The organism is Radiobacillus kanasensis (assembly GCF_021049245.1).
Lineage (GTDB): Bacteria > Bacillota > Bacilli > Bacillales > Amphibacillaceae > Radiobacillus > Radiobacillus kanasensis.
On record NZ_CP088020.1, the window covers coordinates 911,088 to 935,126 of the forward strand.

At 38.6% G+C, this 24,039-nt stretch carries 32 protein-coding genes and 1 riboswitch; of the genes, 13 read left to right on the forward strand and 19 right to left on the reverse strand.

What is annotated here, in order from left to right:
- Nucleotides 1-44 precede the first annotated feature (44 nt).
- Genes KO561_RS20400 through KO561_RS04775 form a run of 3 tightly spaced genes read left to right on the forward strand, consistent with a single transcriptional unit; the run spans nucleotide 45 to nucleotide 812 of the window.
- Nucleotides 45-278 carry a nucleotidyltransferase substrate binding protein gene (locus KO561_RS20400; protein ID WP_269140694.1) on the forward strand — a complete coding sequence of 78 codons (234 nt, stop codon included), beginning with the start codon at nucleotides 45-47 and terminating at the stop codon, nucleotides 276-278.
- Entirely contained in the window at nucleotides 278-436 is a 159-nt protein-coding gene (locus KO561_RS20405) for a nucleotidyltransferase substrate binding protein (RefSeq protein ID WP_269140715.1), read from the forward strand. The genes KO561_RS20400 and KO561_RS20405 overlap by 1 nt, the downstream gene beginning before the upstream one ends.
- Before the next feature lies 1 nt (nucleotide 437).
- Nucleotides 438-812, forward strand: coding sequence for a nucleotidyltransferase family protein (locus KO561_RS04775; protein WP_269140695.1), 375 nt, complete (start codon nucleotides 438-440; stop codon nucleotides 810-812).
- Between the two features lie 11 nt (nucleotides 813-823).
- Here the strand turns inward: KO561_RS04775 and KO561_RS04780 are convergent, their stop codons facing one another.
- From KO561_RS04780 to KO561_RS04790, 3 genes are all read right to left on the reverse strand, one after another.
- Nucleotides 824-1,096: a hypothetical protein gene (locus KO561_RS04780; RefSeq protein WP_231095997.1), complete on the reverse strand. Its 273-nt coding sequence runs from the start codon at nucleotides 1,094-1,096 to the stop codon at nucleotides 824-826.
- Nucleotides 1,051-2,811, reverse strand: coding sequence for an IS1182 family transposase (locus KO561_RS04785; RefSeq protein ID WP_231095998.1), 1,761 nt, complete (start codon nucleotides 2,809-2,811; stop codon nucleotides 1,051-1,053). The genes KO561_RS04780 and KO561_RS04785 overlap by 46 nt, the downstream gene beginning before the upstream one ends.
- 134 nt (nucleotides 2,812-2,945) lie before the next feature.
- Nucleotides 2,946-3,170 carry a hypothetical protein gene (locus KO561_RS04790; RefSeq protein WP_231095999.1) on the reverse strand — a complete coding sequence of 75 codons (225 nt, stop codon included), beginning with the start codon at nucleotides 3,168-3,170 and terminating at the stop codon, nucleotides 2,946-2,948.
- 95 nt (nucleotides 3,171-3,265) lie between these two features.
- Here KO561_RS04790 and KO561_RS04795 point away from each other — a divergent pair, with 95 nt between their 5' ends.
- The gene (locus KO561_RS04795; RefSeq protein ID WP_231096000.1) at nucleotides 3,266-3,853 is read left to right on the forward strand and encodes a vWA domain-containing protein; all 588 of its coding nucleotides are present in this window, start codon (nucleotides 3,266-3,268) and stop codon (nucleotides 3,851-3,853) included.
- A 45-nt stretch (nucleotides 3,854-3,898) separates the two neighbouring features.
- Here KO561_RS04795 and KO561_RS04800 read toward each other — a convergent pair whose 3' ends face one another.
- From KO561_RS04800 to KO561_RS04820, 5 genes are all read right to left on the reverse strand, one after another.
- Entirely contained in the window at nucleotides 3,899-4,591 is a 693-nt protein-coding gene (locus tag KO561_RS04800) for an ABC transporter ATP-binding protein (protein ID WP_231097041.1), read from the reverse strand.
- A 2-nt stretch (nucleotides 4,592-4,593) separates the two neighbouring features.
- Nucleotides 4,594-5,628 carry an ABC transporter permease gene (locus KO561_RS04805; RefSeq protein ID WP_231096001.1) on the reverse strand — a complete coding sequence of 345 codons (1,035 nt, stop codon included), beginning with the start codon at nucleotides 5,626-5,628 and terminating at the stop codon, nucleotides 4,594-4,596.
- Between the two features lie 56 nt (nucleotides 5,629-5,684).
- Nucleotides 5,685-6,071, reverse strand: a complete 387-nt coding sequence (locus KO561_RS04810) for a hypothetical protein (protein ID WP_231096002.1) — start codon at nucleotides 6,069-6,071, stop codon at nucleotides 5,685-5,687.
- A gap of 160 nt (nucleotides 6,072-6,231) precedes the next feature.
- On the reverse strand, nucleotides 6,232-7,611 hold the full coding sequence (locus KO561_RS04815; protein ID WP_231096003.1) for a HAMP domain-containing sensor histidine kinase: 1,380 nt from the start codon (nucleotides 7,609-7,611) through the stop codon (nucleotides 6,232-6,234).
- Nucleotides 7,608-8,285, reverse strand: a complete 678-nt coding sequence (locus KO561_RS04820; protein ID WP_231096004.1) for a response regulator transcription factor — start codon at nucleotides 8,283-8,285, stop codon at nucleotides 7,608-7,610. Before KO561_RS04820 ends, KO561_RS04815 begins: the two co-directional genes overlap by 4 nt.
- Nucleotides 8,286-8,455: 170 nt before the next feature.
- On the opposite strand from KO561_RS04820, the gene KO561_RS04825 reads away from it, so the two are divergent.
- Complete coding sequence (locus tag KO561_RS04825; RefSeq protein WP_231096005.1) at nucleotides 8,456-8,809, forward strand: DUF488 domain-containing protein; 354 nt, start codon at nucleotides 8,456-8,458, stop codon at nucleotides 8,807-8,809.
- 366 nt (nucleotides 8,810-9,175) lie between these two features.
- On the opposite strand, the gene KO561_RS04830 is transcribed toward KO561_RS04825, so the two are convergent.
- Nucleotides 9,176-10,219, reverse strand: coding sequence for a C45 family autoproteolytic acyltransferase/hydrolase (locus KO561_RS04830; RefSeq protein ID WP_231096006.1), 1,044 nt, complete (start codon nucleotides 10,217-10,219; stop codon nucleotides 9,176-9,178).
- 234 nt (nucleotides 10,220-10,453) lie between these two features.
- Complete coding sequence (locus KO561_RS04835; RefSeq protein WP_231096007.1) at nucleotides 10,454-10,669, reverse strand: hypothetical protein; 216 nt, start codon at nucleotides 10,667-10,669, stop codon at nucleotides 10,454-10,456.
- A 145-nt stretch (nucleotides 10,670-10,814) separates the two neighbouring features.
- Here KO561_RS04835 and KO561_RS04840 point away from each other — a divergent pair, with 145 nt between their 5' ends.
- The 3 genes from KO561_RS04840 (at nucleotide 10,815) to pruA (ending at nucleotide 13,989) form a co-directional block, all read left to right on the forward strand.
- Nucleotides 10,815-11,393 (forward strand): TetR/AcrR family transcriptional regulator, encoded by a 579-nt coding sequence (locus KO561_RS04840; RefSeq protein WP_231096008.1) that lies wholly within the window; start codon nucleotides 10,815-10,817, stop codon nucleotides 11,391-11,393.
- Between the two features lie 40 nt (nucleotides 11,394-11,433).
- Complete coding sequence (locus KO561_RS04845; RefSeq protein ID WP_231096009.1) at nucleotides 11,434-12,276, forward strand: SDR family oxidoreductase; 843 nt, start codon at nucleotides 11,434-11,436, stop codon at nucleotides 12,274-12,276.
- Between the two features lie 165 nt (nucleotides 12,277-12,441).
- On the forward strand, nucleotides 12,442-13,989 hold the full coding sequence (gene pruA, locus KO561_RS04850) for an L-glutamate gamma-semialdehyde dehydrogenase (RefSeq protein WP_231096010.1): 1,548 nt from the start codon (nucleotides 12,442-12,444) through the stop codon (nucleotides 13,987-13,989).
- Nucleotides 13,990-14,102: 113 nt separating this feature from the next.
- On the opposite strand, the gene KO561_RS04855 is transcribed toward pruA, so the two are convergent.
- Nucleotides 14,103-14,966, reverse strand: a complete 864-nt coding sequence (locus tag KO561_RS04855) for a DUF421 domain-containing protein (protein ID WP_231096011.1) — start codon at nucleotides 14,964-14,966, stop codon at nucleotides 14,103-14,105.
- Nucleotides 14,967-15,069: 103 nt separating this feature from the next.
- On the opposite strand from KO561_RS04855, the gene KO561_RS04860 reads away from it, so the two are divergent.
- The gene (locus KO561_RS04860) at nucleotides 15,070-15,417 is read left to right on the forward strand and encodes a DUF4363 family protein (protein ID WP_231096012.1); all 348 of its coding nucleotides are present in this window, start codon (nucleotides 15,070-15,072) and stop codon (nucleotides 15,415-15,417) included.
- Nucleotides 15,418-15,467: 50 nt separating this feature from the next.
- Here KO561_RS04860 and KO561_RS04865 read toward each other — a convergent pair whose 3' ends face one another.
- Complete coding sequence (locus tag KO561_RS04865) at nucleotides 15,468-15,674, reverse strand: DUF1657 domain-containing protein (RefSeq protein ID WP_231096013.1); 207 nt, start codon at nucleotides 15,672-15,674, stop codon at nucleotides 15,468-15,470.
- A 151-nt stretch (nucleotides 15,675-15,825) separates the two neighbouring features.
- Between KO561_RS04865 and KO561_RS04870 the strand changes: the two genes are divergently transcribed.
- Nucleotides 15,826-16,491 carry a DUF421 domain-containing protein gene (locus KO561_RS04870; protein WP_231096014.1) on the forward strand — a complete coding sequence of 222 codons (666 nt, stop codon included), beginning with the start codon at nucleotides 15,826-15,828 and terminating at the stop codon, nucleotides 16,489-16,491.
- A 50-nt stretch (nucleotides 16,492-16,541) separates the two neighbouring features.
- Here KO561_RS04870 and KO561_RS04875 read toward each other — a convergent pair whose 3' ends face one another.
- The 3 genes from KO561_RS04875 to KO561_RS04885 all read right to left on the reverse strand — a co-directional run bounded on the left by KO561_RS04875 (nucleotide 16,542) and on the right by KO561_RS04885 (nucleotide 18,075).
- Complete coding sequence (locus tag KO561_RS04875) at nucleotides 16,542-17,168, reverse strand: queuosine precursor transporter (protein ID WP_231096015.1); 627 nt, start codon at nucleotides 17,166-17,168, stop codon at nucleotides 16,542-16,544.
- A 45-nt stretch (nucleotides 17,169-17,213) separates the two neighbouring features.
- Nucleotides 17,214-17,711, reverse strand: a complete 498-nt coding sequence (gene queF / locus KO561_RS04880) for a preQ(1) synthase (RefSeq protein WP_231096016.1) — start codon at nucleotides 17,709-17,711, stop codon at nucleotides 17,214-17,216.
- A 66-nt stretch (nucleotides 17,712-17,777) separates the two neighbouring features.
- Nucleotides 17,778-17,824: riboswitch (PreQ1 riboswitch) on the reverse strand.
- A 116-nt stretch (nucleotides 17,825-17,940) separates the two neighbouring features.
- A complete protein-coding gene (locus tag KO561_RS04885; protein ID WP_231096017.1) occupies nucleotides 17,941-18,075 on the reverse strand; it encodes a YpzI family protein in 135 nt (44 codons plus the stop codon).
- Between the two features lie 279 nt (nucleotides 18,076-18,354).
- On the opposite strand from KO561_RS04885, the gene KO561_RS04890 reads away from it, so the two are divergent.
- Together KO561_RS04890 and KO561_RS04895 are read left to right on the forward strand one after the other, a co-directional pair.
- Nucleotides 18,355-18,768, forward strand: a complete 414-nt coding sequence (locus tag KO561_RS04890; protein ID WP_231096018.1) for a YbaN family protein — start codon at nucleotides 18,355-18,357, stop codon at nucleotides 18,766-18,768.
- 146 nt (nucleotides 18,769-18,914) lie between these two features.
- On the forward strand, nucleotides 18,915-19,088 hold the full coding sequence (locus KO561_RS04895; RefSeq protein WP_231096019.1) for a YjcZ family sporulation protein: 174 nt from the start codon (nucleotides 18,915-18,917) through the stop codon (nucleotides 19,086-19,088).
- 45 nt (nucleotides 19,089-19,133) lie between these two features.
- Here KO561_RS04895 and KO561_RS04900 read toward each other — a convergent pair whose 3' ends face one another.
- From KO561_RS04900 to KO561_RS20495, 4 genes are all read right to left on the reverse strand, one after another.
- A complete protein-coding gene (locus KO561_RS04900) occupies nucleotides 19,134-19,559 on the reverse strand; it encodes a GNAT family N-acetyltransferase (RefSeq protein WP_231096020.1) in 426 nt (141 codons plus the stop codon).
- A gap of 146 nt (nucleotides 19,560-19,705) precedes the next feature.
- Nucleotides 19,706-20,617: a pseudouridine-5'-phosphate glycosidase gene (locus tag KO561_RS04905; protein WP_231096021.1), complete on the reverse strand. Its 912-nt coding sequence runs from the start codon at nucleotides 20,615-20,617 to the stop codon at nucleotides 19,706-19,708.
- 2 nt (nucleotides 20,618-20,619) lie between these two features.
- Entirely contained in the window at nucleotides 20,620-21,708 is a 1,089-nt protein-coding gene (locus tag KO561_RS04910; RefSeq protein ID WP_231096022.1) for a carbohydrate kinase, read from the reverse strand.
- A 119-nt stretch (nucleotides 21,709-21,827) separates the two neighbouring features.
- Nucleotides 21,828-23,039: a site-2 protease family protein gene (locus tag KO561_RS20495; protein WP_331000829.1), complete on the reverse strand. Its 1,212-nt coding sequence runs from the start codon at nucleotides 23,037-23,039 to the stop codon at nucleotides 21,828-21,830.
- Between the two features lie 139 nt (nucleotides 23,040-23,178).
- On the opposite strand from KO561_RS20495, the gene KO561_RS04920 reads away from it, so the two are divergent.
- A complete protein-coding gene (locus KO561_RS04920) occupies nucleotides 23,179-23,901 on the forward strand; it encodes a LytR/AlgR family response regulator transcription factor (RefSeq protein WP_231096023.1) in 723 nt (240 codons plus the stop codon).
- Nucleotides 23,902-24,039: the final 138 nt, after the last annotated feature.

A 24,039-nucleotide genomic window follows, 5' to 3' on the forward strand; every position in this document is an offset into this window, starting at 1 on the left:
ATAGTCTGTGCTTAAATGTACATAACTTTGGAAGGGTGCCCCTTATGACGAATGTTCGTTGGAAACTAAGATTTAAGAACTATGAAAAATCTTATAAACTCCTAGAAGAATATTCTAATGGGGAACTTTCATCAGAAATAGAGCAAGCTGGGATCGTCTATTTTTATAAGGTGACATTTGAGTTGGCGGTAAAGGTATTAGAGGACTACCTAGAGGTAGAGGGGTTCACGGTAATAACCCACGGCAAACAATTAAACAAGCCTTTCAGATTGGAATAATAGAAGATGGACACATATGGATGGTTGCGTTATCAAAGCGGAATTTAACAACCCATACATACGATGAAGAACTAGCTGAAAAGTTAGTAAAAGAGATACAAGAGTTATTCCAACCTATGCTTAGAAATTTATATGAAAAATTACTTAAGGAACGATAATATGTTCGGGTTCAAAGAGAGCGACATACATTATATTCTTACTGCATTAGCGCAATTTGATGGAATAGAACAGGGGGGTATATTTGGAAGTAGAGCAATGGCGAATCACAAAAATGGCTCTGATGTTGACCTCGCGATAAAGGGAAAAGATATTACGGAAACGACCATATACAAGTTGTTAGATTTGCTGAACGAAGAATACCCGCTTCCATATTTCTTTGACCTGATCCATTACGATAATATCTCTAATGAAAAATGGAGAGAGCATATAGATGAGGAAGGGAAAATAATTTTTAAGCAACATAATGCTCCATCTGTTAGAAGTAGCTTGGAACCTAGAACCTATCCTATGTTATTAGTGTGGATAGGTTTTTAAATTTCAAAAAATCAATTCAACACAGTCACCCCAACATGCTCCAATGCCTGATTCACATCATCCATATCATAAATCTTATTTTCCAAACAAAACTGAATGACAAGATCAAATGTGTCATTATGGGACAAGGTAAAGCCTGCTGCTTCTAACAGTTTTTTGAATTCTTGTCTATTTAATTGCAAGGCAATAGCTAGTGCAACTGCTGTATGCTTACTCGTTTTATAGTCTCGGTTCGATCTTATCTTGGAAAATAATCTCCGATCGATTCCTGCTCGTTTGTACACTTCTGAATCTGAGTATCCTTTTTTATCAATAAAAGAGAGGCTGGGACATAACTAGCCAAGAATAACCTAAAAATGGTTCCCATCATCGGTTTTCGATGATGGGAACCATTTTGGTTTGAATTATGGTCACCATCTATGGTTGGATTTGCATTCATGGCCGTGTACTTTCTCAAGTTTACCGCCATGAATGCAAATCCCAGTTCCTTTTCTACTTTCTCTTTACCTCTCACCGACATACGGGTGAAACGCAAATTAGCCTTCAGAAATCCGAAGACGGGTTCTACATCTATTTTGCGTTTGCCATAGATTTTCCCCGTTTCTTTTTCCGAAAGCTGCTGTCTCGTATATGCTTTTTGGTTTTCCCACTTTTCATTATAATAGATCTTTCGATTGTTTCCTTCCTTCGCTTTCGTACATTGCGAACGTAACGGACAACCGAAACAGTCCTCACACTCATAGACGTTATATGTTCTTGTATAACCATATCGGTCTGTTCGATTGGATAGATAGCGGAATGTTAATTTTTTATCGTTTGGACACGTAAACGCATCTTCGATCTCATCGTAATGCCAATTGGCTACGTTAAAGGCATCCTGCTTATATTTCTTTTTCTTTTCTTTCCGGTATTGGTTATACGTAATCAATGGCGTGCGTTTCCGATTTTCGATGACGTCTTCGTAATTTTGTTCACTCCCATAGCCGGCATCCGCGACAATATAGTTGGGTAGGTCAAAGAAGTGTTCCTCAATGTTATCCAGGAAAGGTGTGAAGGTACGCGTATCCGTTGGATTCGGAAACACGTCATAAGCGAGCGCATACTGTCCTTCTGTCGCAAGTTGCACGTTATACCCGGCTTTGAGCTGGCCGTTTTTCATGTAATCATCCTTCATGCGCATGAAGGTGGCATCGTGATCCGTTTTCGAATAACTGTTGCGCTCTCCGAAGATGGCCATATCGTGTTGGTATTTTTGTTTGCGCACCACAAAATCCTTGAATTGCTTGCCGTATTGTTTAGGGGTTTTGCGCTCAGAACGAAGCTGTTTCCGTTCGCTTACGTCTTCACTTGCTTCTATCTTTTTATCATATTCACCAACCGTCTCCTCCAGCTTTTCCACCACTTTTTCGAGTTCTTGGCTGGATAGTTCCTCCATACTTTCCCGTTCTATTTCCGGAATGATTTCTTTCTCCAACAGTTCTTCATACATCCGGTTAGACTTTTCCACTAAACGGGAACTGTACTTTTCCGTCGCTTTGCGCCAGACAAACGTAAACTTGTTGGCATTCGCTTCGATTTTCGTTCCGTCCATAAAAATGGCTTCTTCCTCGATGACGTTTTCTCGGACAAGCTGACAACGGAATTGGACAAAGCACTGACGCAATAGTTCCTTTACCTCCGGATGGACACGGAAACGGTTAATTGTCCGGTAACTTGGTTCATACCCCTGGGCCAGCCACATCATCCGGACACTGTCTTTCAGTAATCCCTCGATCTTTCTGCCAGAGAACACCGACTGCGTATAAGCACATAAAACCACTTTCATCATCATGCGCGGATGATAAGCCGGACATCCCGTTTCACGCAGAAATCCAGTGAATGCCTCATCTGGAATAGCTTCCACGACATCATGGACGGCATAGGCGATATCGTTTTTCTGAAGTTTGATTTCCAAATCTAGCGGCAAAATGACTTGATTCATGTTATACTGTTTAAACATAAGGATACCTCCGATTCTGTTTGGGTGTGGTAACTTTAACATTATCAGAAGGTATCCTTTTTGCGTACATTTTTTTGGGATTTTATTAAAAAAAGAGTGACACTCACTGGTTTATGGTGTGGGTGCCACTCTTTTTAGTTACTGGGTTTTGTCCCAGCCTCTTTTTTATCAATAAAAGAGAACAGTACTTCAGCAAAGGACTCTTTTCGGTTTTCGCTAATATAATCTTCGAGCCCGACCATACTTGCTTCTTTTTGAATGGAGAAGTTGGTTTCTTCCTCGTGTATCGGTGCTTCCATGATGAATGGATGCATTTGCACATATTCCTGCAATTCTTCTAGTGTTTTTCTCTCTAACATGATTTAACCCCCAAATGTCGCTTGACAGGCGACCACAGCAAATGTCTTATCCTTTACCATTATAGCACGGTTGAAAACGAAAGGATGAGCTTCAAATGAAGCAACATGTGACGGAGATTATTTTTTTACTGGATCGAAGCGGCTCCATGAGTGGATTGGAAAGTGATACGATTGGAGGTTTTAACGCACTTATTGAAAAGCAGCGCCAGTTAGAAGGAGAAACAATTGTGACGACCGTTTTGTTCGATGACAGGTATGAGATTTTGTGGAATGGGGTGGATGCGCAGGAAGTAAGATTAACGAGCAAGGAATACTTTGTCCGGGGTACGACTGCCTTGTTAGATGCGGTTGGAAAGACGATTTTGGATGTAAGTCAAAGACTTTCAGGCTTGAGTAGAAGAGAGCTGCCAGATGAGGTACTATTTGTGATTACAACAGATGGGATGGAAAATGCCAGTCAAGAGTTTACGTATGAAAAAGTACAGAGTCTCATCCATAAGCAAAAGAAAGAGTATGATTGGCAGTTTGTGTTTCTTGGGGCCAACATTGATGTTGTGGAAGAAGCGGGTCGGATTGGGATTGATGTCGAGGATGCGTTTGATTTCGATGCTTCATCTGATGGGGTGGTGAAGATGTTTAATCAGGTGAATGAGATTGTGATGGAGAAGCGGAGTCATCGATAGAAAAAAACCAGAATCGTATTGAGAAATACGGTTCTGGTTCATTTACTAACAATTTAGTTTGTTTTCTAAAATTTGTCCATCGCTTATCTTTATGATTTGATCGGCATAAGAAAGCATTTCTTCATCATGGGTAACCATTAAGGTGGTGATGTTTAAGGTTTTGGTTAAATGGCGGATTAATGACATCACATCTTTCGACCTTTTTGAATCTAAACTTGCGGTTGGTTCATCTGCGAATAGAACTTTTGGTTTATGAATAATAGAACGGGCAATTGCAACCCGCTGTTTTTCCCCTCCAGATAGTGAAGCAGGATAGGCGCTTTTTCGATGATCCATTTCAACTAACTTTAGAATGGCGTCTACTTCTTCTTTTTGTTCTTGCTTCTTTAATCTCGACTCAGATACATCTAGCATTAAAAATAATTGTTCTTCTACTGTGAGAAAAGGCACAAGATGTGCAAATTGAAAGACAAACCCGAATTTTTTTGCTCGTAGTTTTCGAACATGGTCTGTACTCATCGTACTGATATTTTTTCCTTCAAATAGAATTAGTCCATCGGATGCCGGTTGAAGCCCTGCTGCAATAGTAAGAAGAGTACTTTTTCCAGATCCTGATGCACCTACCAACGCTGTAATTTCTCCTTCTGAAAGAGAAAGAGTGATGCCTTTTAATATATCCTCTTTAACTTCTCCATTCGTAAATGTTTTCTTAACTTCATTCATTGCAAATAATCCCATCATTAAACGTCTCCTTGTTGAATCGCGTGTAGTGGTTCTACTTTCTTTATTTGTATGCCCGACAGTGTAGATCCAATAAATCCGATAATGAGAAAGACAAAGGACAATTGTATAGTAGTGGTAGCCGTTAAATGAAAGGGCATTCCATCAGGTGCGATTTTATTAAATAATTGACTTATGAAAACAGATATAGCAAGTGCGATGACAGTAATGAAGAGCATTTGTGTCCACATCATTTTAAACAAAGCACTTGTTTTAACACCAATTGCTTTCAAAATTCCGTATAGAGCCATTTTTTGGACATTCATCATGTAGAAAAAGATTGCAAATAGCATTCCACTAATGACTACTAAAAACCAAACAATCATATTTAGAGAAGTTTGCTCAGCGCTATAACTCGGAATGGTTTTGAGAAATTCTTTTTTGGAAAAGGACTGTAATCCATCTTGTTCAAGGGTTGAGTTTGCATCAGGTGCAAAGATGAACTGCATTTCTTCAACCCGATACATAGCTTTGTAATCCTCGATATTTATAAAAGCAACAGGGGCATGGCTGAATTTTTTCTGATCGACAAAACTTTTTACAACAAAAGTGTCCCTGTATAGATTATTAGTCAGTGTGTCTCCAATCTTAATTCCTTTTTCCTTTAAAGAGCTATCAAGCACGAGTTCCCCGCTTTTCACGTTTTTAAATAACGAGGAATCAGTGGAAGTAACAAATGCGACGTTTTGTTGTCCGCCATTCTTTTCCTTTACAAAACCCATTTGAATAGAAAGTGCGACAGCGTCTTTTTGTTTATTTACTAGTTGACTTTGAATAGTTCTGTCTATCCTTGACGCATTATAATTCTCTTGTGCACTTTCATTAAGATAAAATTGTCCGTTTGGTAAATCCTTAATCAAGGCAGCATTATCTTGTGATAATCCATTTGCTAAACCAGAAATGATAAAAGTCAATAAACTGACTAGAAAAACGATTGAGCCTAATATGATGAATCTTGTTCTATTCTTTTTAATCTCTTTCCAAGCTATGTTCATCTAATCTCCTCCGATCTATACAAATAGATTTCCAATTTTCTGATTTAAGAGAGACTCTATTCTTCTTTGTAAAGTAATGTAATGATAAAAAAGAATACGAAGCTTATGAGTAATGCGACTCCGCCACCAATATAAAAAATTGTCGTTATTACTTCTGGAAAATCAAATGGGTTAACGATGTATAACCACATTCCCGTGGTTAAGCCTACAGATCCAATAATGGCAGTCCACACTTGTATTTTCGTTATAAGAGTTTGTGAGGTTTGGAATATTTTATAGAAGACGGCCCAGCCAAATAGAGTTAACCAACCAACGACAAGGATATGGGCATGAATCGGGCGAAAAATATACGAATTTGAACCAGCCATATGCGCACCTAACATTGCCCCAATAACACCAAAAACTCCAGCAAATCGTAACAGTACCTGACTATTTTTATTCATCTCTCAGAACTCCTCCAATTGTTCCTATTAAAAAGGTGTATTATCTTACACCTTTAAGGTACTCCTTGAATATGAACGGAGTATGAATAAACGTTTACAAAAAAAAGAGCCATGCATGACCGAGTTTCCTCGATATGACATGACCCTACTATGGCGGATTCTAAATCTTGGGTAATTCCACCCTGAAGGTTGTTCCTTCCTTTTCCTTACTATTCACTTTAATTTGACCACCGTGTAACCTAACGATGCTAGAGACAATGGATAATCCTAGTCCTGTCCCTTCAATTGTTTGTGAGCGAGCTGTATCCACCCGATAGAATCGGTCAAATATTCTTTCTGATTCTAATGCATTCATTCCTATACCAGTATCCCTAAAAGTAACGAGTACGAACGTATCTCTATCTTCAATAGATATGTCAATGCTACCACCAGATTTATTATACTTAATGGCGTTTGTTAACAGGTTGTCCCAAACGTTGTGAAGTAAAGAAGGATCTCCGATGATTTCTGTATCTGGTAAAGAGTAGCCAAGCATAATGTCTTTTTCATTTATCCACCACTGATAGTTCCGTATTATTTCTTTCAATTGTTCCCCAATTTGAAAAGGTTTTTTTGTCAGTATATCTTCATTGCGATCTAATGAAGCAAGAAGCAATAATTGTTTCGTTAAAATAGAAAGCCTTTTAATCTCTCCATTTATTATGGAAATGTAGTTGCTTCTTTCTTTTGGACTTGTAGATTCCTGTTCTAGTAGGTTTGTGTACCCTTGTATATTCGAAAGGGGGGATTGGATATCATGAGAAATGTTGGAGATGAACTCTTTCCTCATGTCATCTAATTGTTCTAGTTTTTTTGCCATGCCATGAAAGCTTTTCGAAAGTTCTCCTAACTCATCATGACGAGTAGTATCAAGTTCTACCTTGAAATCCCCACTGGAAAGGGACTTTGTCGCTTTTGTTAGTTTGGTAATCGGCTTAACTAAATATTTGGTGCTAAAAATCACTATTATGATGCTTAGAAGAAGAGTTAGTGCAAGTAGCCATCCAAATAATAGATGCATTTCATTAAAAAGTAGTTTTATATCAGGTCGTAGAAAAAGGGCATAGCTTTTTCCATTATGGGTTAAAGGCACTCCAATTGTATTTTTTAATTCATTAGCAAAAAATCCCGTTACAAAAGTTCCTTGTGGAAAATGAAGAATGCCGTGGTAGATATTTCCATTTAACACATATTCTTTCGTTGTGTTAGATAACGTTTTGTCTCTAAATGAGGCGCCAAAAAAAGATTTCTCTCCTGTATGATCTACTAAAAGAAATTGATACCCAACTTCAGAAAGGTGATCTAAGTATTCCTTAAGATTAATGGTTGGATGCTCATTGGCAAATGTTGCGATTTCTAGCGCAATAGTAGTGTTTTTTTGATCATTTAACGGTTTCAATTTGTGCTGATAATACATATTTGATATGAGAAAAGCTAGAATTCCGCTTACAATCATTATGCCTACTGTTACGACAACAAATTTCACATAGAGGGACCTCATCGTTTAGCCTCCAATAAATAACCGACTCCTCGCACGGTTTTTATTTGAAAATCATCGGTCCACTCAGAAAAACGCTCTCTTAGTCTCTTTATATGAACATCAACTGTTCGTTCATCCCCCTCATAATCCATTCCCCAAATCTGGTCAATCAAGTGTTCGCGAGAAAAGACCTGCATGGGGTTAGAGGTTAAGAAATAAAGGAGTTCAAATTCCTTTAAAGGTAAAAGGAGTGTTCGGTTTCCGATCTGAACTTCATAGTTATTTTTATTAATGGTTGTTCTTCCTAAACGAATAATCATTTCTTCCGCATGCTTATCGTAGCGTCGCAATAAAGCTTTAATTCGAAAGATTAATTCTTTCGGTTCAAATGGTTTTACAAGATAATCATCGGTCCCGGATTGAAATCCTTTCTCTTTGTCTTCTATTTGGTTCTTGGCAGTTAATAGGATGACAGGAATATCATATGTTTTTCGAATTTCTTTTGTTAATGAGAAGCCGTCCATAAATGGCATCATAACATCCACTACTGCAACATCACAGGTTACCTTTTTAAGCATAGATAGAGCTTCGGTTCCGTCCTTTGCTGATAAAACTGTAAAACCTTCTTCGGTTAGGTGTATATCTACAAGCTTCAGTATATTCACATCGTCATCTACAATTAAAATGTTCGTCATCATGTTTTCTCCCATTTCCTTAGTTAAGTCAAAAATACAACCAATAGAAGGAAATATCAAACGGATTTTTTAAAGGGTTCCTTAGGAAAGGTGAAGAAAAAAGGTTTAAATTGGACTAGTTGTGCTACTATCACTACAAGGATGCAGATTAATAGAAAGGTGGTCCCGATATGAATGTTTATATAAAGAGAGCGTACGAAGAAGCTGAAGAAGTTGACGGGGTACGAGTTCTAGTGGACCGCGTTTGGCCTAGGGGTGTTTCAAAAGAGAGGCTTCGGATTGATTTTTGGTTTAAGGACATTGCTCCCTCCACGGAATTGAGGAAATGGTTTAACCACGAATCAGAGAAATTTCCAGAATTTAAAAAGAGGTATAAAGAGGAGCTTCAAAAAAGTGGGCAGCAACGACAGTTTGATGATCTTAAAGAGCTTATTAAACAATACAGTACGGTTACTTTAGTATATGGGGCGAAAGACAAGTTGCATAACCAAGCAGTGGTTTTGAAGGATCTATTAGAAGAATAATCATAAAACGCGAGGTGTGTGAGCGAAGCACATAAATGCTTATTCTAGTTGAATCTAATCATTGTGCTAATAGATAAAATGAACAAAAAAACCTACCTGTTATTGTCTGTGCTGGACTCTAGTGGATTATTATTTTCCATAGAGTTCCACAGCGACCGTGCTTCTGTGGATATACTGTCCTAAAGTCGGAGCGCTTCGACTATTTGTGTGTGTAATATTTGAGGTCTTTAAAGTAAACATAAGCAAGTCCAACTTGAAAAGGATGACGAAAGGAACGAAGGATACAGAACCATATCCTACATTTCCAACTTGATATTTCTCCAATATAAAACCAGGCAACCCCCTTGAGCTTGGAGGTTGCCTGGTTTATAGAAGTTCCATATTAATAAACGGCGTATGATAATCCAATTCCCCTTTGATCTTCTTCACGTTCATCTTTTCCCCATCTAAAAAGCGGTTGAAGTCCAAAATAACCGGCATTCGGTCCGCGCCAATCGCAAACCATGCTTTCCTTTCTTTTGGGACATAGGCAGCGGTATGCAAGGTGCCAGACCAAGCCCCGTATTTCTTAGAAAAAACTTCTTTGTCCGCATTATTCAACATTTGAAAAGCTTTATATACATCCCCATCTCCATGACTCTTTAAAAGGGTTTGCCTTCGGATGGAATCGTCCATACGGTAACGGTTTTCTTCTGTTAACATTTCAAAATGATTGGTGCTAATATTGGCTTCTCTTGCTACGACTGATCTTGGTGAAGCCTCCACTATAACACTTTTTCCACTAGGATCTAATAAAGCATAGCTGAATGATGTACGATGTGGAATTTCTTTAAGCAGCTGAATCGCTTCATCCACATTGGCACAGGTTTCCAAAATCATCCGGCCAATCATGTTACAGACAAATCCGTCATCTGATTTAATCCGATTGATAAAGTTATAACCCATCGTCAGTCCTTTTTCATTCATCCCATCAATTCGTCCGGTAATTTGCATCGATGGACCTATCGTCGCATATCCACTGTCTGTTGGCTGATAGAGAACATAACGCCCTTCATAGGAATCAGGGCGACTATCGTAATTTCGAATGAAAAAGGAAGATCCAGTTAGAATCGAACAACCACTGCGACCGTACTCCACGTAGTAGCCTCCGAATTCTTTTAACGCGTCGTCTAACTCCCAATCAAGTGCATCTGCCAGCCCTTGCAATTCATCCATAATTCCTGGGATAAACTTAGTCAGAAGCTCAATTGCTTTTTCCTCGTTGACCACAAAATGTCGCTTTCTTCGAGAAGCCCACTGCTTATTTCGATTAGGTAAGATTGGAGAATCTTTTAATAACTCACCTTGCATATATCCATAATCATAATGATTTCCTCTAAATTGAATGACATCACTATATACCTGTATCAAATGATAATCCCCTTTATAATGAGATTCGGTTGCTCATGTATGGAAGGATTATAAGGGATACGGCAGAGAAATGGCTACTAAATTGTTTCGGTTGGTGACAGCACCTGATTATTGTTATTCTGTGTCGAACGACTTATTCAATAGATAAAAGGAATATGCTTCTTCGTTTTCTTTTTGTACTTTGAAAATTCTTTTCCGTACTTAGCTTCAAGGTGTTTGTCCAAGAGTGAGACATTATAAAAAGCGAAATACCACAAGAATGAGTACGAACAATAAAACATTCCGTTGAAGGTTCCCAGATGACAACCCCAAGTCAAACCAATCGTTATGTATTTCTACGCCATTGAAGAGTAGCAACCAGCCAGAAGCACAGACAATTAATGTTTCTAAACCAATTAGTGTAATCCGGGGATAAAGACTATGATTTTGATTATTGTATAACAAATTCATGATTTCCCTCCTAATTTGAAATTTGATTAAAACATATTTCAAAAATTCCGTAATCATTATAAACAGAAGCAAGATGGAACATCAATCTTTTTTGAAATATGGTAAAATGACATTACAAAACTTTTGTACGGCTGGAGGGACAAGCATGGATGGATATACAAGAAGAACAGAGCAAAAGAAAGCAGTTATCATCGGTGTTGCGACAGAAAAATTAAGAATTCAAAGCTATAAATTAGTAACAATTAAACAGTTAGCGGATGAAGCTGGAGTTTCTCAGGTTACCATTTATAATTATTTTGGGAGTAAAGATGAACTTCTATTTGCAGCAATAGAAAGATTAATGGACGATAAGCTTGATGATTACCAAATTTATTTGGAAAGAGAGCAAAGCTACCCTGCATTAGTGAGTGGAATTATGTTTGAAGAGCAATCTTTCGTGAAAGAGTTATATGCATATATGGGGCAAGCGGCAAATAGGGAGTTGATTCAGCGGAAGGTTCAAGCTTATCAGGATGCTAAGTTAGTTCCTTTTCTATTGAATCTTATTCGAAAAGGATTCGATAAAGGCTATATTTCACGTGATTTAACGGAAATGGATATTATGTTTTATTTTAATATGTATCAAAGAGAGCTGAACCGAATACATACTGAAAAAGAATCTACCTTCACAATAACCGAAGAAAAATTAATCGATTTCTTCTTCCACGGAATAATGGGGGAATAAGTCTGTAGTTATTGACTCATATCGAAAGGAGAGGGGACAAATGCCTAAAAAAACGGCCATTATAACTGGTTCATCTAGTGGTTTTGGCTTACTAACTACTATAGAGTTGGCCAAGCAAGGAATTCATGTCATTGCAACCATGCGTAACCCGGAGAAATCAAATGTTTTTCAAACGATAACGAACGACGAACAGATTCTATCCAATATCGAGGTGCACCAACTTGATGTTACAAATGAAGCCTCCATCGAATCATTGAAACAAAAAGTAGCAATACTAGAAAGAGTTGATGTTCTCGTCAACAACGCGGGCTTCGGCATGGGTGGATTTGCAGAAAAAATCACGGTAGATAATTATCGTCGCCAATTTGAAACGAATGTATTTGGTGTCATGGGAGTTACCCAAGCGGTCCTCCCAAAAATGCGAGAGCAACGAGCGGGAAAGATTATTCAAGTTAGTAGTATAAGCGGGAGAACGGGCTTCCCTGGCCTTTCGCCATATGTGTCATCGAAGTTTGCTCTTGAAGGATTTTCGGAAAGTCTTCGCCTGGAGATGGCTCCATTTGGTGTTCAAGTCGCTTTAGTCGAGCCAGGCTCTTATAAAACAAACATCTGGTCATCCGGAATGGAGATTGCTGGAGACTATGATGAGAATTCTGATTACCACAAGCCATTGAAAAAAATCCTTTCCGTACTAGAAAAGAGCCAACCGAACCATGGCGATCCAAGTGAAGTAGCGAAACTTATTACACAGTTGGCTAGCCAAAAGGACATGCCAAAATTACGTTACCCGATTGGCAAGGGAATCAAATCTACTTTATTAGCTAAAAGTGTTCTCTCATGGAAGAAGTGGGAGAAAACAATGATTTCAATGCTGAACAAGTAAAATTTGTAGGCCTCACTTCTATTAAAAAATAGGGTTTTTCTACGACAATAATAGTAAGCCCTTACATTGTGAGAAAATGCGCATAGATATCATTTTATCTTTTTGATTTAATATGCTAGGTTTAGGGTATGGAATAAATAACTACAAAGAATTGGAGGATTACATATGTTACCTACTTACAAGCATGAGCCGTTTTTAGATTTCACTGTGGACAAAAACCGAGAAGAGCTGGAAGCAGCGCTCAAAAACGTGGAGAAAGAACTAGGCAAGAACTATCCACTTATCATTAACGGGGAAAGAATCGAAACAAATGATAAATTTGATTCGGTAAACCCAGCAAATAAAGCGGAAGTGATCGGGTATGCGTCTAAAGCAACGACCGATCATGTAGAAAAAGCGTTCACTGCTGCTGAGCAAGCATCTACAGCTTGGGCACTGGTAGATCCAGAACAACGCGCGAACATTTTAGTACGTGCTGCAGCAATCATTCGTCGTCGTAAAGCCGAATTTTCTGCCCTTCTAATTAAAGAAGCAGGTAAGCCATGGAAGGAAGCGGATGCGGATATCGCAGAAGGTATTGACTTCCTAGAATACTATGCTCGTCAAATGATTGAGTTAAAAGACGGAAAACCATTAAACAGCCGTGAAAATGAACATAACCGTTACATCTATACACCGGCTGGTATAACAGTGGTTATTCCACCATGGAACTTCGCATTTGCGATCATGGTTGGTACAACAGTTGCTCCATTAGTTGCAGGAAACACCGTTCTATTGAAGCCAGCTGAGCCAACTCCAATTATTGCTTACAAATTTTTCGAAGTATTGGAAGAAGCAGGTCTTCCAAATGGAGTAGCAAACTTCATTACAGGGGACCCAGCTGAAATCGGGGACTACATGGTAGATCACCCGAAAACAGCGATTGTTACATTCACAGGGTCTCGTGCGACTGGTACTCGTCTTTACAACCGTGCATCTGTCGTTCAAGAAGGACAAAAACACTTGAAAAAAGTGATCGCAGAAATGGGCGGTAAAGATACAGTAGTTGTCGATGAAGATGCTGATCTAGAATTAGCTGCGGAATCTATCCTTGTATCTGCGTTTGGTTTTTCTGGTCAAAAATGTTCTGCTGGCTCTCGTGCCGTTGTACATGAGAAAGTGTATGACCAAGTGTTGAACAGAGTCGTGGAAATGGCGAAAGAGCTTTCTGTAGGGAACCCTGCGGAATATGGCATGTACATGGGACCTGTTGTAAACCAAAAGGCATTCGATAAAATTACTAGCTACATTGAAATTGGAAAAGAAGAAGGTAAACTCGTTGCTGGTGGTAGCTATGATGATTCTAAAGGCTGGTTCGTGGATCCTACAATCTTCGCTGATGTTGATCCGAAAGCACGAATCATGCAAGAAGAAATCTTCGGACCAGTTCTTGCATTCTCTAAAGCCAAAGATTTCGATGAAGCGTTAGAAATTGCGAACAATACAGAATACGGATTAACTGGTGCTGTCATCACGAAAAACCGTGACCACATCGAAAAAGCGAAATATGGCTTCCACGTAGGAAACCTATACTTCAACCGTAACTGTACAGGAGCAATTGTTGGATATCACCCATTCGGTGGATTCAAAATGTCTGGTACAGACTCCAAAGCGGGTGGTCCAGATTATCTAATCCTTTACATGAACCCGAAAACTGTTTCGGAAATGTATTAATTTTCATAACAACAACTAAGCCCGAGTAGCAACTACTCGGGCTTTTTACTATATTTTATGATAACCGGGATTAGGGCATTGATAGCAGTAGTTTTTACTGCGATGGTTATAAGTTATTCCTTCAGAAAAGGGTCCACATTCTCCATCAGTTTTTTTAAGGATTCCGCTTCTTTCCCATAGGTTTCTTTTGCCTTTGGATCGTCTGTTTGTAACGCAAAATTTTCCAAATCAGCGTGGAGCTTTTTTAACTGTGCAGCAAGTAGAGGCTTTTGTTTAATTTCCGGTAATTTCAATTTTTCGTGATACAAGTCTACAAAAACATTACCTTCTGAGTCAATTTGTGCTACAAATACATCAGAAAAATCTCTTGCCCCTTTTTTCATGATTTCTCCTAATAGCCATTCCTTGGTATATCCATACCGTTTAAGGTCTTTCTCCATCACATTGCCATCCATAATGACAATCTGAGGTCTATGCTCGTTGACAAGAGTGAGCCCAATGTCTTTTGGCTTAAGTGCCTGAGCATCTGTTTTTTTCATAACACTCATCTGCCCATTTGTCTCTAAAATGGCCAGTTCAACATCCGATAGCTTAAACGCGTTTTTTTCTCTCAAAAAGAGCATTAAATCATCCATGGTCATTTTTACCTTAAGCAGGTTTTCTTCTAGTATTTGTCCATTTTCGACTAAAACGGTTGGATAGCCTTCGACAAGCATCCGAAATTTATAGGATTTCATGGATATGTAACCAAGCAAAACAGGAATGAATCCGAAAACAAGTAGGGCAACAATTCCATTCATTATTTTTATGCTTTGATTTATTGCGGTTGCGGAAGCCAAGCTACCAATGGTTATCCCAACGACATAATCAAAGAAGGTTAATTGACTAATTTGTTTCTTTCCCATAATGCGGGCAATAATTAAAATGACAACAAACGAAATGATAGAACGAATAAATATTAAGACATATTCCGGCATGGCAAAAGCCTCCATTAAAAAAGATAAGTAATCTTTACCATTATTGGACAGAGTAATCAGAAGGATACATGTTATAAAAAATTTCACGGAAGGTTGTGAAGGTATGCTAAGATCCAAAAAAGTCTTACTTGCTGGATTAATTTCCATTTGCATTCTTGGTGGTTGGACTTTACAGGAGGATGATAATCGTTTTAAAAGCTCATTAATTCAGATAGAAGGCCTAGTTGACTCGGAAGAGTGGGACAAAGCATCAGAAGAAGCTTATCAATTAAGGGATATCTATCAAAATGAAAAATGGAAGTATCAGCTCTTAGGGGACGAGAACAACTATAAAGGGATACAGAAAGAAATGGAAAAATTATTGGCGTCAATTAGTGTGGAAGATAAGAAACAAGTTAAAGTGGAAACTGCCGTTATTCGTACTTTGTATAAAGATATCTATTTTTACTAATATGAAAAACATCCTTCCCACCTTGGAAAGGATGTTTCTTGAAAAGATTCTTAATATCCCTTAAATTCTGGCTCTTCTTCCTCGATTTGTTGAACTCTTGGTTCTAAGGATTCCTCAATTTGTTTTGCTTGTTTAGCTGCGGCCGCATACGCCTGTTTAGCTGCTTCATCTTTTGTTTGAAGCGCAAAAGTTTCAAAGCTGGCTTGTGCACTTCTTAGGTTAGCCATTGCCGTTTTTACTTGTGATCCGACAGTCAATTGGAATACCTCCTAATATTAATTCTCACGTTTATCATAAACGGAAGAAACGGAATTATTTGTGAGAAAAATTGGAATGGATGAGGTCATTTCATTTGCACTCACTTGGATAGACTATTTATCGCAAGGTCAATGGAAGGAGTCTTATAACATGGATATAAACTTAATATGGAAATCAGTTCTTATCGTATTAGTAGGAACTTTCCTCCTAAGAATTGCAGGAAGGAAAACTATTTCTCAGATGACTTTAGCTGAAACTGTAATAATGATTTCTATTGGGAATTTGCTTATTTCACCTATTGCAGAAAGAAGTGTATTGGTGTCCTTTGTAGTTGGAGGATTACTCGTAATAACTTTAATTTTGATGGAGTATGGCCAATTGAAATCAGATCGATTAGAGAATCTTATTACAGGTAAATCAACCATGTTAATAGAAAAGGGTCAGGTGATTGAAAAGAATATTGCAAAAGCTCGAATGACAGTTGATCAGCTTGAAATGAATCTGAGACAGAAAAATGTAACCAAGATTAGTGATATTCAATATGCAACGTTGGAACCAAATGGACAATTAGGCTTTATCTTGAAGCAGGAATCCCAGCCAGTTACAAAAAAAGATCTTGATAAGTTAACACGGGACGTGGAACAACTTAAACAAATTTTAGAAAATATAGTCCCCAGAGGTTCTAAGTTAACCAACTTATCTCAGCAAATGAACCCAATAAATCACCAGCTAAAGCAATCAGATAGTAAGGAGAATGTTTTCTCAGAGGTGGCGAATAAAGGGCATAAAGAGGGGATACCGAAGCACCTCCAGTAAACAGCCCGGTGTCACAGAACAAAAAAGCACCCATTTCTGGATGCTTACAGTTAATTTGTAATCAAATTGCTGCTTTGTTTTTCTTTTTTTGCTATACGGACTAGCAAATAAGCAATAGGCGTGTCTACTAAAGCGATGACCAATTTTACTGCATATTGACTCATAATCATCCCTACTAATACAGAATTCGGAACTGTACTGTAAAAAGCAATCGTAATAAAAGCAGTCGTATCAATTAATTGACTGAACGCAGTGGATGCATTATTCCGTAGCCAAAGCTTTTTCTCCCCATGTTTTTCTTTCAAACGATGGAAAATCAACAGGTCCAAATTTTGACTTAATAAATAAGCAACAAGACTTGCCACCATCACACGAAAGCTTCCACCTAGAACCGTGGAGAATGCTTGTTGCTGATCAAAAACAGGTGCGGATGGAAGCTGAATGGCTAGGTAGATAAAAATAAGCCCAATAACTTGCGTAAAGAAGCCGGCATTCACCGTTTGCTGTGCCGCCTTTTTTCCATAAATCTCTCCAATAACGTCTGTAATGAGATACGTAACGACGTACACAATTACAGCTGCGGGAAGCATAATGTTACCGATACTAAATAATTTTACACCTAAGATATTAGACAATACTAATAAACCTACAAAAAGTGCGTTCAAATAAACCAACATTTTAAATCATCCCTTCTTTTTAAGAAAGGAACTAGCTAACCCTCATTAGCGATTATCTATTTTTTCTGGGTACATATCGTGATTCATCATACGATGTTCTGCCATTTGCTCAAACTTCGTTTCTGGCTTTCCGTAATTACAATACGGATCGATGGAAATTCCGCCTCTTGGTGTGAATTTCCCCCACACCTCGATGTAACGTGGATCCATGAGATTAATCAAATCATTCATGATGATGTTCATGCTATCCTCGTGAAAGTCCCCGTGGTTGCGGAAGCTAAACAGATAAAGCTTTAGCGATTTGCTTTCCACCATCTTTTCATCCGGAATGTAGCTAATATATACGGTGCCAAAATCCGGTTGTCCAGTTTTAGGACAAAGAGTTGTAAACTCTGGGCAATTAAATTTTACAAAATAATCGCGGTTCACGTGTTTGTTATCAAAGGTCTCCAAGACTTCTGGTGTATAATCAAAAGCATACGTCGTTGCTTGGTTTCCGAGTAGAGTTAGTTCTGTTAAATCTTCATCTTTTCTTCCTGCCATAATGAAAACCTCCTTATAAAAATAAAAGAGCCATGCCCCAAGGGACATGACTGTAAAATCACTCATATGTCCTTAGTTTTTTATAGAGGGTTTTTGCTAAGAACCTCTCCGTCTCGTAACGGATTATCCATATACTCGACTAAGTATAGGGGGCAATGGATTTGATGTCAATGGATTTTAATAAAAAAGGAAACAGACCTGCCTACTTGGGGTCTGTTTCCTTCTCATCTTAATGCCGTTTGTTCGATCCCTCTACTCGGTTCTTTGTTAATTTCGTAGCTCCACCATAATGCAACGATTGATCACGATCTGCTTCGACTTTTCCTTCTTTTCGAAGCTTCTTTTCTTGACGGTCTCTGCCCATGTTCATTCCTCCTTCAAGCAAAGTTTTGATCGGTATTAATGTTCTCTAATGTGAAGGAGATATTCCTTGTAAACCGATTCCACTTTTCACAAGTAATTGGAGTGGCATTAAGATAATGGCTGTTTTTGCTAACCAAGTGATGTGATATTTCTCATAGAAGGTCTGGTAGCATATCTCTATAATGAAGACAATTTCATGTTATTCTGTCGTTATAAGGTATAATGACATCAATGAGGTATAAACATGGTAACTAGGGGAATTTAGTAAAAGTTGGTGGGAATGTTGATACAAGTCATTAAAAAGTCCTTTTTAATCGGTGTTGGATCTATTTCAGTAGGGTTAGGTATTATGGGGATTTTTCTCCCGCTGCTGCCGACCACTCCGTTTTTACTGTTGGCTGCTTTTTGTTACCTAAGAAGCTCTGAAAAATTATACGATTGGCTAATGAATCAAAAGCAATTAAATATATATATTACGAGCTTCCGTAAGGGACAAGGCATACCAATGAAAGCAAAAATTATAAGTATTGCTTTTATATGGGCTTCCATTTCGATATCCGTATTTTTTATTAATTATATGCTGATTAGAATCATGCTGATAGCTGGAGCTATGTTTTACACGGTAATTGTCCTTAGGCAAAAAACGTTAAAAGAATTGCAAGAGGAAGAATGCTTAGAAGAAAAAAAGAGTTAGTTTTGGGGTTTCAATAACAGACATGGATAATCGCATCCAATTTCCAAATAACAACATCCGTTAATTTTTTGAACGAATTAGTTAATGGCCCTCCCACATTTGTATTCTTTACATATGTTGTGATAAAGAGCGGAGGGGGTGAAAGTATGGGATACGGTTATGGATATGGCGGCTATGGCTATGGTAAGGGATGTAAACCTGTTGCTGGAGCGTTCACTGGTGGCAACAATGGTTTCATTCTATTAGTTGTAATATTCGTTCTTCTTGTTATTGTTGGGAACAACTACCCTATCGGTGAGGATTGCCCGCCAGGAAAGTAGTAGCAGACAAACAGAAAAACAGCCATTCCTAAAGGGGGTGGCTGTTTATAGTTTCTTTTCCATTATCGTGGATACATCTTTAAATCCCATACTTTCATATAGTTTCTTTGCTCCATTTCCAGCAAACACGTTTAATTGAACATCCCCAAGACTACGTTGTTTACATATTAGAAGTGCTTGCTCCACCAGGCGCTTGCCCCATCCTAGCTTTCGATAGGAAGGGAAGACATACACTTCGGAAATCATCCCTTTCATTTTTTCGGTATAGATATCGAATACATCTCCGAAAATAATCCAACCAACAATCTTACCTTGGTCTATTAACACCAAATACATGCTATTTTCTACAAACTGATCTGATTGTAAATGTTTCGCTTGTTCCACGTATCCAGCGGAGAGCTCGGAAACAATTTGTTTTCCCATTTGTCTTACAACATGAATCTCTGATGGAGATGCTTTTTTTATCTGCATACGAATACCTCCTTCTTTACTAATGGTATTCGTATGCGAGTTATGTGGTACTGATAGATACCCATCTGGGATAGTTGAAAGTTTTCGAAATTATAAAGTCTTTAGGATAAAAACTCTGATGAGAGGAGCTCCATCAGAGTTTTTCACTAAATATTTTGCAATGCTACGGCAATTTGCCCTGCAACCTCTGCATTATGCTTCACCAATGCGATATTGGTTTCTAAGCTTCGACCTTCTGTGCGTTGTTTTACTTGGTCGAGAACGAATGGAGTGACATTTTTTCCTGTGATGCCTTGTTCATTAGCATCTTCGATTACCTTGGCAATTAGTGCTTCCATTTCGTCGTAATTCATCGCAGCTTCTTCCGGTACCGGGTTGGCGATAATGGCTCCACCATTTAGGTCCAGTTTCCATTTTGTATCCAATAATCGTGCTACTTCTTCCGGGGAATCAAGTTGGAAGTCTACTTTATAATCACTTTCTCGTGTGTAAAAGGTCGGAAAGGTTTCGGATTTGTAACCAACCACTGGTACCCCTTCTGTTTCCAAGTACTCTAATGTACGGCCAACATCTAAGATGGATTTTGCACCCGCGCAGACAACGGCGACATTCGTTTGGGAAAGCTCGGTTAAGTCTGCAGATACGTCCATGGAAAGCTCCCCACCACGGTGAACGCCACCGATTCCGCCTGTTGCAAATACTTTAATCCCAGCAAGCTGTGCGGCAATCATCGTAGCGGCAACGGTAGTCGCACCGATTTTTCCAGTTGCTAAGATATATGGGAAATCACGACGACTTACTTTTTCAACTGATTGGTTGGTAGCGAATTCCAAAAGTTCTTCCTCGGAAAGACCGATTTTAATTTTTCCATTCATTAACCCAATCGTTGCTGGTACTGCTCCTTGATTACGGATGATTTGCTCTACGATTTTCGCCATTTCAACGTTTTGAGGGTAAGGCATCCCGTGTGAAATGATCGTTGTTTCCAGAGCTACGATCGGTTTGTTTTGATCCATAGCTTCTTGGACTTCTTGAGAATATGATAAGTAATTTTGCATGATTAGGACTCCTTTAATAGGTTTTCTAGGTATTCTTGATTTAATTGTGGAGCAACAGAAGCTTCGGTTTGCAACGTCAAGGAAGCGGCTGCAACTCCGATTTGACAAGCTTTTTCAAGACTGTGTCCGGCTAATAATCCGTAAGTCACACTTGCGGCAAAGGCATCACCAGCACCTGTGACATCGACAACTTCGGTTGAAATAGCTGGGATATGGCCAGATTGATCTGAGGAAGCGTAAACCACGCCTTCTGCTCCCATTGTGATGACCACTTGTTGTACGCCACGTTCCAAAATACGCTGACAGGCGGCTTTAGCACCTTGAATGGAAGTAATCGAAATGCCTGCCAGCAACTCTGCTTCATCCTGATTAGGTAGAATTAACGCTACCCCATCTAAGCGTTTGGGTAGTTTTTTCGTTTTCGCAACGGAAACGGGATCCATATAAAGAGGGATATCCGCTGCTTGGCAACGTTCCATCAAGTAAGCTAAACATTCAGTTGAAATATTGGTATCGACCATAATGACCTGAGAGTATGCGATATGACCCCACCGTTCCTCAAGCATAGCTGGCGTAAGTTGATCATAGATACTCATGTCGGCTAAAGAAACGACCATTTCTCCGTTGGTGTCGATAAGCGCTGTATAGGTCCCCGTTCGCTGAGAAGGGAGGAGCCATACGTGGCTTACATCGATGCCGTCTTGTTGGCATTTTTCTAAGACGGCTTGTCCTTCTTTATCGTCCCCAACGGTCGTTAGAATCCGTGTTGAAATACCGAGCCGACTCACGTTTTCCGCTATGTTTCGTGCAACTCCACCAAATGATTCAGAAGTGGAAACGGGGTTGGAAGAGTATAGGCTCACTTTTTCCATTGCCATTGCTTTTCGATCGATGTTGGCCCCACCGATACAAGTGATGTATGTTTTGTCATTTAAAATATAGGCTCGACCTTTAATTTCTCCTTGATTGGTCAAGCTCTTAATATAATTGGCAACAGCTGGTCGAGATAAGCCGACTAGGTTGGCAAGCTCTTGCTGAGATATATACGGGTTATGCTTAATGTAACTTAGAATTTGTTGTTCTTTGTTCATGTCTAGCCTCCCTCCACCCTTATAAACAAAAGTTTAAATTATTAACAAGTGTTTGTAAAGAGTGTCTTTATCTAGCATATGCTGATGACTAAAATAAAAACCTCTTCTAAAGGAAGAGGCTAATTTTCAAAAGAAGTTGAGTCCATTAAAATATTGCTTGCTTCTAACGTTTCCATCGAGAAGACAAGGATTACCGCCAATAGCAGGGCAAGAGCTAAGTAAAGAAGTAAGGAACGTATTTTGGTCGAAAGGGAGGAGACATAATAAGTCTTTACTCGGCTGATTTCCTGATCAACTTCTTCTATCTTTTTATTATTTTGATTTAACACGAGGGAAATGATCTCATCTGCCGATCTTTCTGAACCAATTGTACTCACCATTTCATTATTTAAAATAGGCTTTAATATTTTCAGTTCGGCTTCCATCTTTTTTACGGTAGGTTTATTCTTTGGTCTTATGAATAACCCACGAACCATAGGGTCTTGAATCAAAAAATGGTCAACTTCTTTCTTTCGCTCTTGAAGAATGGTTCGGATGCGCGCGTATTCATTTAATTTGTATTCGAATTCATCTGCGAAAATTTCCTGATCCATTCCTATCTCCGTTCCTTTTGGGTAGGTGCCTAGTAATTCATTGATGTTATTTAATACTGTTTTTTCATATTTCATCGTTTCCACTTTAATCGGCTCTCTTATTCGATCAATCCAGGTGATAATACCAAAAATCAGAATGATCATAAGGATCGGATCTGGTGATAGAAACATAAAGGGAATCAATATGAGTAAGCCAATGAACCAGACCTTAGTCGATAGAACACTAACAATTCGTCCACCATCTAGTGGGGAAACGGGAATAAGATTGAACAGGTTTATTAGTGCACCGAGCTGCATAACGAGTACCCAGTATGGATCTTGCGTGAAATAATACAGAGTGACTGCCGGAACAATAGATAATAGACCAGCTAAAGGTCCTCCATAAGCAACGAAAAATTCTGTTTCTGCATTTTTAATTTTTTTCGGGTCTATTCCAATAGCTGCTCCCATAAACGGAATAAAAATAGCAGGACTCGTAGGAATTTTTTTTATTTTTGCAGCGATTAAATGGCCCATTTCATGGACAAATATTAAGTAAATGATCGCACTAGCAAATTTCCATCCATAAAGTTGAGCATACGCCCAAAGTGAAACAAACATGGAGGCAAGTGTTGCAAATTTTCCTAGCTTGAGCAGACCTAATACCCATTTTAATTTGGAAAGGATAAACAACCCAATCGCTAGTAATATGCCCCATGTACCGCGCTTTTTAGATTTCGGTTGAAATGCTGTTTCCATGTCGTATCACTCCTTTATACCTATACTACCAGAAAATTGAAATAGCGGAAAAATGTTAAATAATGCTTGATGAAAAAGGTTACAATTCCAAGCTATAATAAAGTATCTTGACAAGAATAAGTTTTTCAGGCAAAAGGGTGTGATCAGCATAGAAAAATATAAAGTTATTGTTGGCGAGGATAACGTTCATCATATGGAAATCTTGCTGCTTTTTTTAGAGGACTTAACGGATATAGAAGTGGTAGCAGAAGTTGGGGATGGAGAAGAGCTTGTAAAGCAAACCTTGAAAAGGAAGCCGGACTTCTTACTTGTGGATATTAGTATGCCAAAAATAGATGGGTTATCGGCGATAAAAGAGTGTATGAAAGTACTTCCGCATCTAAAAGTTATCTTTATCACGGGGTATAGTGAATATGCGGTGGATGCTTTTGATGTGTCCGCCATCGATTATATCGTAAAGCCAATAGAATCAGTGCGTTTGTTAAGAGCGATTGAAAAAGTGAAACAAGCCATTCATGCGACAAACAGTAATGACTTAGAGAGCGCTCACAGACTTTCGATCAAACAAGGACGATGCCATTACTTTATTGATAAGATAGATATATTGTTCTTAGAAAAAGTAGAACATGCTGTCCACATTCATACTAAAGATAAAATTCTTAAAACAACCGAAACTTTGGAGCATTTTGATAAAATGATTGGAAAAGCTTTTTTGAGAACACATCGCTCTTATATCGTGAATACCCAACATCTAGATTTCATTGAACGATCTGGAAAAACCTTTCTTGTTCACTTTAAAGATTATGACAAACATGCTTACGTATCTAGCCAGGGCTGGAAGAAGCATTTCAAAGAAAGATAAGTAATTAGTCCCGAAATTTACGTTAAAGGTCGATTATTCTATCTAATGGATCTGAATAAATAGGTGAACGGGTAAAATTAATGCTTTATCGTTCTTTTTTACAGTCGACAGCCCTTTGCCCTTTCTTTAAAATGTGCG

What these genes read in the sequence shown, in the direction of transcription:
- KO561_RS20400 (WP_269140694.1), top strand. Translation starts at nt 45, where the DNA reads ATGACGAATGTTCGTTGGAAACTAAGATTTAAGAACTATGAAAAATCT.
- KO561_RS04775 (WP_269140695.1), top strand. Translation starts at nt 438, where the DNA reads ATGTTCGGGTTCAAAGAGAGCGACATACATTATATTCTTACTGCATTA.
- KO561_RS04785 (WP_231095998.1), bottom strand. Translation starts at nt 2,811, where the DNA reads ATGTTTAAACAGTATAACATGAATCAAGTCATTTTGCCGCTAGATTTG.
- KO561_RS04790 (WP_231095999.1), bottom strand. Translation starts at nt 3,170, where the DNA reads ATGTTAGAGAGAAAAACACTAGAAGAATTGCAGGAATATGTGCAAATG.
- KO561_RS04795 (WP_231096000.1), top strand. Translation starts at nt 3,266, where the DNA reads ATGAAGCAACATGTGACGGAGATTATTTTTTTACTGGATCGAAGCGGC.
- KO561_RS04800 (WP_231097041.1), bottom strand. Translation starts at nt 4,591, where the DNA reads ATGGGATTATTTGCAATGAATGAAGTTAAGAAAACATTTACGAATGGA.
- KO561_RS04805 (WP_231096001.1), bottom strand. Translation starts at nt 5,628, where the DNA reads ATGAACATAGCTTGGAAAGAGATTAAAAAGAATAGAACAAGATTCATC.
- KO561_RS04810 (WP_231096002.1), bottom strand. Translation starts at nt 6,071, where the DNA reads ATGAATAAAAATAGTCAGGTACTGTTACGATTTGCTGGAGTTTTTGGT.
- KO561_RS04815 (WP_231096003.1), bottom strand. Translation starts at nt 7,611, where the DNA reads ATGAGGTCCCTCTATGTGAAATTTGTTGTCGTAACAGTAGGCATAATG.
- KO561_RS04820 (WP_231096004.1), bottom strand. Translation starts at nt 8,285, where the DNA reads ATGACGAACATTTTAATTGTAGATGACGATGTGAATATACTGAAGCTT.
- KO561_RS04825 (WP_231096005.1), top strand. Translation starts at nt 8,456, where the DNA reads ATGAATGTTTATATAAAGAGAGCGTACGAAGAAGCTGAAGAAGTTGAC.
- KO561_RS04835 (WP_231096007.1), bottom strand. Translation starts at nt 10,669, where the DNA reads ATGAATTTGTTATACAATAATCAAAATCATAGTCTTTATCCCCGGATT.
- KO561_RS04840 (WP_231096008.1), top strand. Translation starts at nt 10,815, where the DNA reads ATGGATGGATATACAAGAAGAACAGAGCAAAAGAAAGCAGTTATCATC.
- KO561_RS04845 (WP_231096009.1), top strand. Translation starts at nt 11,434, where the DNA reads ATGCCTAAAAAAACGGCCATTATAACTGGTTCATCTAGTGGTTTTGGC.
- pruA (WP_231096010.1), top strand. Translation starts at nt 12,442, where the DNA reads ATGTTACCTACTTACAAGCATGAGCCGTTTTTAGATTTCACTGTGGAC.
- KO561_RS04855 (WP_231096011.1), bottom strand. Translation starts at nt 14,966, where the DNA reads ATGCCGGAATATGTCTTAATATTTATTCGTTCTATCATTTCGTTTGTT.
- KO561_RS04860 (WP_231096012.1), top strand. Translation starts at nt 15,070, where the DNA reads ATGCTAAGATCCAAAAAAGTCTTACTTGCTGGATTAATTTCCATTTGC.
- KO561_RS04870 (WP_231096014.1), top strand. Translation starts at nt 15,826, where the DNA reads ATGGATATAAACTTAATATGGAAATCAGTTCTTATCGTATTAGTAGGA.
- KO561_RS04875 (WP_231096015.1), bottom strand. Translation starts at nt 17,168, where the DNA reads ATGTTGGTTTATTTGAACGCACTTTTTGTAGGTTTATTAGTATTGTCT.
- queF (WP_231096016.1), bottom strand. Translation starts at nt 17,711, where the DNA reads ATGGCAGGAAGAAAAGATGAAGATTTAACAGAACTAACTCTACTCGGA.
- KO561_RS04885 (WP_231096017.1), bottom strand. Translation starts at nt 18,075, where the DNA reads ATGGGCAGAGACCGTCAAGAAAAGAAGCTTCGAAAAGAAGGAAAAGTC.
- KO561_RS04890 (WP_231096018.1), top strand. Translation starts at nt 18,355, where the DNA reads ATGTTGATACAAGTCATTAAAAAGTCCTTTTTAATCGGTGTTGGATCT.
- KO561_RS04895 (WP_231096019.1), top strand. Translation starts at nt 18,915, where the DNA reads ATGGGATACGGTTATGGATATGGCGGCTATGGCTATGGTAAGGGATGT.
- KO561_RS04900 (WP_231096020.1), bottom strand. Translation starts at nt 19,559, where the DNA reads ATGCAGATAAAAAAAGCATCTCCATCAGAGATTCATGTTGTAAGACAA.
- KO561_RS04905 (WP_231096021.1), bottom strand. Translation starts at nt 20,617, where the DNA reads ATGCAAAATTACTTATCATATTCTCAAGAAGTCCAAGAAGCTATGGAT.
- KO561_RS04910 (WP_231096022.1), bottom strand. Translation starts at nt 21,708, where the DNA reads ATGAACAAAGAACAACAAATTCTAAGTTACATTAAGCATAACCCGTAT.
- KO561_RS20495 (WP_331000829.1), bottom strand. Translation starts at nt 23,039, where the DNA reads ATGGAAACAGCATTTCAACCGAAATCTAAAAAGCGCGGTACATGGGGC.